Genomic DNA, 5,632 nt, shown 5'->3' on the forward strand with positions numbered 1-5,632 from the left:
GTTTATATTTATGTGCACCTCAGGCACTCGAAAAAGATCTTATCCGAAAATATGAACAGTCAAGTATTAAATATAAATATATTATTTCTAAATTACTTCCATCTCTCAAAGAAAACTTGCAGAGGTATATAAATTCTTTAGAAAAAAGCGATCCTGATTTTGATTATGTTCCTATTATAAATTGTTTAATCGATAGCAACTTCCAACAAAACAATCCTCTTGAAGTTTTTTCCAAAGTTAATGAACATAACCTAGATATGATTGATTTGATCATGATGGAGGAATATGAAAGATTACTTTTGGCAGATAGCTCTAAGCAATTGATTAACAATTTAACCATTAATGAAACCATTTTACAAGTTCTAAACAATTTTGATAACGCATCTAGGAATTTAAGAGGCGCGCGAAGAGCAGGTAAAGAGAATTACAAAATCAACGATGAGTATGATGTCCAAGACCTTCTTTATGTAATGTTGAAGCCTATTTTTCCTAATTTAGAAACAGAAGATCCAGTTCCGAAGATTGGTGGAAGGGGAAGTCGAATTGATTTAGTTTTGAAGGAGCATGGAATTTTGATAGAAACAAAAATGATCAAGAATTCAGATCAAAATGAAACTAAATTTGTCAAAGAATTGAAAGAGGATTTCGAATCGTATCATGCCTACCCTGGTATTAAAAATCTATTTGTTTTTGTCTATGATCCGTATAGAAAAACTAAAGATAAAAACAATTTTACTTCGCTAGCAGGGAGTCGCAAGAAGAACGACAAAGAATTTAATGTTGAAATTGTTGTTACTTAGGATAAATTGCCCCTTATACAAAGGCAGCACTGATCTCGCCCGAACACTTTGCGATCGGGACTCGCTATGTTCGCTTCGATGGCCCTCGTTAAAACTGCTTCACAGATTTTACTCGGGCTTAATCTATTTGTTCTACAAGATCACTTTTTACAAAGGCTGAATAGAAATAGATAGTTGGCTTTCCATAAAGCTTATATAAAACCAAAAACTCATCCATAAACAATCGCCTTTGTCCTAGCTCTATCTTAGAAATATGACTTCGACTACGCTTTAGCTTCTTAGCAACTTCAGCTTGAGTAAGACCAGCGTCCTTTCTTGCAGTTTTCAAAGCTCTATAAAAGAATTCTTTCTCTTTCTTAGATACTTTCCACTGCGGAAGGACACTTGCAAACATTGTGACCTCGGAATTTGCTACCTTTTGGGCATTCGAGGGCCTCAGAATTGGTCTTTTTCTGCTTTTCGTATAAGGAGATGCCATAGAAACTAATTCTGCGCTCATAAAGTGCTAAATACATTAATACGATATAAACGTATTAATGTCAATAATATTTTATAAAAGTATTTTGAATGACAGTTAAAAAAGTAGAGAATTTACTTGGTAAAAAGGTGCAAGCCCTGATTGAAGCGAAAGGGGACAGTCAAAAAGAAGCGGCTGCCAAACTAAAACTTACACCTACCGGGATGAATGGAATTGTTCAAGGACGAGTCGAATCTGCTTCGCATTCTTTTTTAACGCTTCTTAAGCAAGAGTATAAACCAGATTTTAACTGGCTCTTGAATGATTCGATTCCAGTTCTTCCAATCAAATATCTTTCACCGGAAGAGGAAGATAAATTGGTTTCAAAAGCTGATCAAGATAAAGTATTACTAAGTCAAATTAAGACCACGAAAGGTCTTAGAGAAATTATTCAAAACCTTTTAAAATTTTCTAATCAGCAAAGAAAAGCTATAGGGGAAATGATTGCTGAGTTTTCTAAAGATAAGGATTAGTAAACTTAATCAATCTTTTGTAATTTGATAAAATTTCTTTATCACTATAATTATGCCTTTACCTCCAGAAATTATATTTCGATTTGAACGAAACCTTGAGCGAAGCGAAGAACTGATCAAAGTTTATATTCAAAGTGTTTCCGGCAAGGGAAGAAAATCAGTAAAACAAACCGATGTTTTACGAGCCGCAGTAGTGTTTTTACACGCAAGTCTTGAAGATCTTCTAAGAAGCGTTCTTAAATATACTTACCCGATCAATGCATCAAAAGATTTTATCAATGAAATACCTCTTACAGGTATTCAGAAGGGAGGTCGGCCTGAAAAATTCTTTTTAGGCGCCCTTTTAGATTTCAGAGGAAAGTTAGTCGATGATGTAGTAAAGCAAAGTATTACTGAGTATTTAGAAGTGATTAGTTTCAATGATACAACGGAAATTGTAAGCCGCCTTGAAAAAGCCAAAATCAAATATTTAGATGATACACTCAATTTACTTCCTAAAATTGATTCCATGATCAAAAGAAGACACGCGATCGTACATCAAGCTGATGAAAATGTTGATACGGGTCACGGAAAACACCATGCAAACCGAATAAATAAATGGATAGTATCGGACTGGATAGAAAATATCAGGAAGTTTGGTGAAGAAATAATTAGATTAGCGAGTTCAATTTAAATTCCCTAACCGGCTACGCCTTCCGTGGCTTCGCTCGGTTAGACATCGGGGGCGCGGCACAGCAGATAACTACGGGGAAACGCTGCGCTTCGGCACACGGCCTCGCTTGGTCTCCGACACATTTCCCTTCTGTCACTCGTTTGCATCCGCAAACTCCGTGCCAGTCCCTAACGTCCCGTTCCGGGACTCAGGGTCGGGAAACGTCGTCTCCCCTAGTTCGTTATACGAAATGGCGAAATTTTGAAGAATTAAGAGAAAATCGTTATTGACCAAGAATATATCACGATATATACCTTTTAAAGAAGGTCTACATCTATGCAAACTGCCAAAATATTTCTAAACGGAAGAAGCCAAGCTGTTCGACTACCAAAAGAATTTCAATTTAAAGGTGAAGAAGTCTTTATACAGAAAGTTGGTGATGCTGTAATTTTAGTTCCGAAAAATAAAGCTTGGAATGCTTTTCTTGATGGTCTCAATGGATTTACAGATGATTTTCTTAAAGAAGGAAGGACTGAATTACCTGAACCAGAAAGAGACAATTTTTAATGTTTCTTTTAGATACAAATATCTGTATTTTTCTTATCAAAAAGAAGAATCAAGCCCTACTTAACAAGATAAAGAATAACTATAACAAAGGAATTTTCATTTCTTCTTTAACTCTAGCTGAGCTTGAATTTGGCGTAGAAAATAGTGAACAAAAGGAAAAAAATCGACTCTCTTTAATCGAATTTCTTTCTATCTTTGAAATATTGCCTTTCGAACAGAAAGATACACAAGCTTTTGGATTAATTAAAGCTGATTTAAAAAAATCAGGAAATCTGATTGGCTCTGTTGATGCTTTACTCGCCGCTCAAGCTATTTCAAGAAATTTAACTTTTATTACTAATAATACAAAGGAATTCAAGAGAGTTAAAAATCTGAAAATTGAAGATTGGTCTTTATAATAATTGCCACTTCGCATAACTACGGGGAAACGCTGCGCTTCGGGATTCGCTTTCGCTCACCCTTGCTTGGTCTTCGACACATTTCTTTCGCGTCACTGCGCTTGCTTAGCAATCTCGTGCCGCTTCAGAAACGTCGTCTCCCCTAGTTCGTTAGTTGCAATGTGCAGATTTTTGTTCTCGCCAGGTTTGTTTTTTCTCGCTTTTTTTCTATTAAGCAAAGATCTATACAAAAGAATAATCTGGTCGGTCTAGCTTGTTTAAGATTTCTTTTAGATGAATTACTTTGGTCTGTCTGTTTAAGATAGCTGGTGGTTCTTCCAGTTCTTTCTTATCAAAAATCGTTTCTCGACGCGCTCACTGCAACTAACAACGGGGAAACGCTGCGCTTCGGCACTCACGGCCTTGCTTGGGCTGCGCCACATTCCCTTTCTGTCACTCGTTTGCATCCGCAAACTACGTGCCAGTCCCTAACGTCCCGTCTCCGGGACTCAGGGTCAGGGAACGTCGTCTCCCCTAGTTCGTTATGCGCCATCTTAAAAAATCTATTGGAGAAAAAATGGAAAAATCTTTAGTTATTGAATTACAACAAGATCTTTACGACTCAAGTTCCAAAGTTACAGATCTTCTTCGAAAAGCCTACATTATTTCTAGAAAACTAAAAGTGACAACATTAGAAAATTGGATAAAAAAGGAACTAAATGGATATTCAGGTCAGAAAGAAATTCCTGAATACCGAAGAGTATATGGCCAAGTTGTTGCTTGGAATCCTCATCATGGTTGGCAGCCGGTTATCTTTAACCAAAAAACAATGCAAGATGAGGTATCAACTAGAGAAATTGTACAATCTGTTCCAGAACTTGAAGATCTAATACAAAATGGTCAAAATGGTTTAGCTATACCACTTCCTGACGAATTTTCAAAATTAATGAATTATCAAACAAAGGTAAGAATTAATTTAGTCACTACCCAATTGACTGGCATTATTGAAACAATTAAAAACATTCTTCTTGAATGGTCATTAAAATTGGAAGAAGATGGAATAATAGGAGCAAATATGAGTTTTAGCAAAGATGAAATAAATAAAGCACAAAATATTAATTATACAGTAAACAACATTTTCAAAAATATAAATGGCAGTCAGATTGTAAATGATTCAGAGAACACTAGCATTACTAATTCAGAATTTTCATTAGATATATTAAAAGAAATAATAGCGGTATTAAAAGACAATATTCATAATAAAGACATAAACCAGAAAGATAGAGCGAAATTAAATACTGAAATAGCAAAAATAGATAATGAAAGTCAAAAAGAAAAACCTAAAATTTCTATTTTAATGGAAAGCGCAAAAACTATTCGAAATATTTTAGAAGGAATGACAGGAAGTATCATAGCCTCTGGAATAATCTCTAAATATCAAAATTTTTTTCAGTTTTAAAGACGGCGCATAACAGCGGGGAAACGCTGCGCTGCGGCACTCACGGCCTTGCTTGGGCTACGCCACATTCCCTTTCTGTCACTCGTTTGCATCCGCAAACTCCGTGCCAGTCCCTAACGTCCCGTCGGGACTCAGGGTCAGGGAACGTCGTCTCCCCTAGTTCGTTAGTTGCAATGTGCAGATTTTCGTTCTCGCCAGGTTTGTTTTTTCTCGCTTTTTTTCTATTAAGCAAAGATCTAAACAAAATTAAACTATGGTGGGTCGCGTTTGTTTAAGATTTCTTTAGGATGAATTACTTTGATCTGTCTGTTTAAGATAGCTGGTGGTTCTTCCAGTTCTTTCTTATCAAAAATCGTTTCTCGACGCGCTCACTGCAACTAACAACGGGGAAACGCTGCGCTGCGGCACTTACGGCCTTGCTTGGGCTACGCCACATTCCCTTTCTGTCACTCGCTCGCATACGCAAGCTACGTGCCAGTCCCTAACGTCCCATCCGGGACTCAGGGTCAGGGAACGTCGTCTCCCCTAGTTCGTTATACGAAATGTGCGCAAATATACATTGTTACAAATAAAATTAGTAAAGATACTCTTGACAAAAAAGAGAAAATGTAATACAGTTGTATCACGAGACAGCCATGATAAGCCTACGATTACCAGAAGAACTAGAAAAAAAGCTTTCTGAAGTTGCTAAAATTGAAAACAAAAGTAAATCAGAAGTAATTAAAGAATCTTTAGTTTACTATATTGATAATTTTGCAAAACAACCTTCTGCCTATGAACTAGGTGA

General features: G+C 36.4%; 8 protein-coding genes. 7 read left to right on the forward strand and 1 reads right to left on the reverse strand.

The window, feature by feature from the left end:
- Positions 1 to 800 (forward strand): PD-(D/E)XK nuclease domain-containing protein (locus CH364_RS18715; protein ID WP_208859281.1); only part of this gene is annotated, 800 nt, incomplete at its 5' end.
- 118 nt (positions 801 to 918) lie between these two features.
- Here the strand turns inward: CH364_RS18715 and CH364_RS18515 are convergent.
- Positions 919 to 1,299 (reverse strand): helix-turn-helix domain-containing protein, encoded by a 381-nt coding sequence (locus CH364_RS18515; RefSeq protein WP_244280427.1) that lies wholly within the window; start codon positions 1,297 to 1,299, stop codon positions 919 to 921.
- Between the two features lie 68 nt (positions 1,300 to 1,367).
- On the opposite strand from CH364_RS18515, the gene CH364_RS18520 reads away from it, so the two are divergent.
- The 6 genes from CH364_RS18520 to CH364_RS18555 all read left to right on the forward strand — a co-directional run.
- Positions 1,368 to 1,790 carry a transcriptional regulator gene (locus CH364_RS18520; RefSeq protein WP_100787884.1) on the forward strand — a complete coding sequence of 141 codons (423 nt, stop codon included), beginning with the start codon at positions 1,368 to 1,370 and terminating at the stop codon, positions 1,788 to 1,790.
- Positions 1,791 to 1,842: 52 nt separating this feature from the next.
- Positions 1,843 to 2,463, forward strand: coding sequence for a HEPN domain-containing protein (locus CH364_RS18525; protein ID WP_100787885.1), 621 nt, complete (start codon positions 1,843 to 1,845; stop codon positions 2,461 to 2,463).
- Positions 2,464 to 2,778: 315 nt separating this feature from the next.
- Positions 2,779 to 3,009, forward strand: a complete 231-nt coding sequence (gene vapB / locus CH364_RS18530; RefSeq protein WP_100787886.1) for a type II toxin-antitoxin system antitoxin VapB — start codon at positions 2,779 to 2,781, stop codon at positions 3,007 to 3,009.
- Entirely contained in the window at positions 3,009 to 3,407 is a 399-nt protein-coding gene (gene vapC, locus CH364_RS18535) for a type II toxin-antitoxin system tRNA(fMet)-specific endonuclease VapC (protein WP_100787887.1), read from the forward strand. Before vapB ends, vapC begins: the two co-directional genes overlap by 1 nt.
- A gap of 556 nt (positions 3,408 to 3,963) precedes the next feature.
- Positions 3,964 to 4,845, forward strand: coding sequence for an AbiTii domain-containing protein (locus CH364_RS18545; RefSeq protein ID WP_100787889.1), 882 nt, complete (start codon positions 3,964 to 3,966; stop codon positions 4,843 to 4,845).
- A gap of 635 nt (positions 4,846 to 5,480) precedes the next feature.
- Positions 5,481 to 5,632: ribbon-helix-helix protein, CopG family (locus CH364_RS18555; RefSeq protein WP_125232010.1), on the forward strand; the 152-nt coding region annotated here is incomplete at its 3' end.

It is taken from the genome of Leptospira harrisiae (assembly GCF_002811945.1).
Lineage (GTDB): Bacteria > Spirochaetota > Leptospiria > Leptospirales > Leptospiraceae > Leptospira_A > Leptospira_A harrisiae.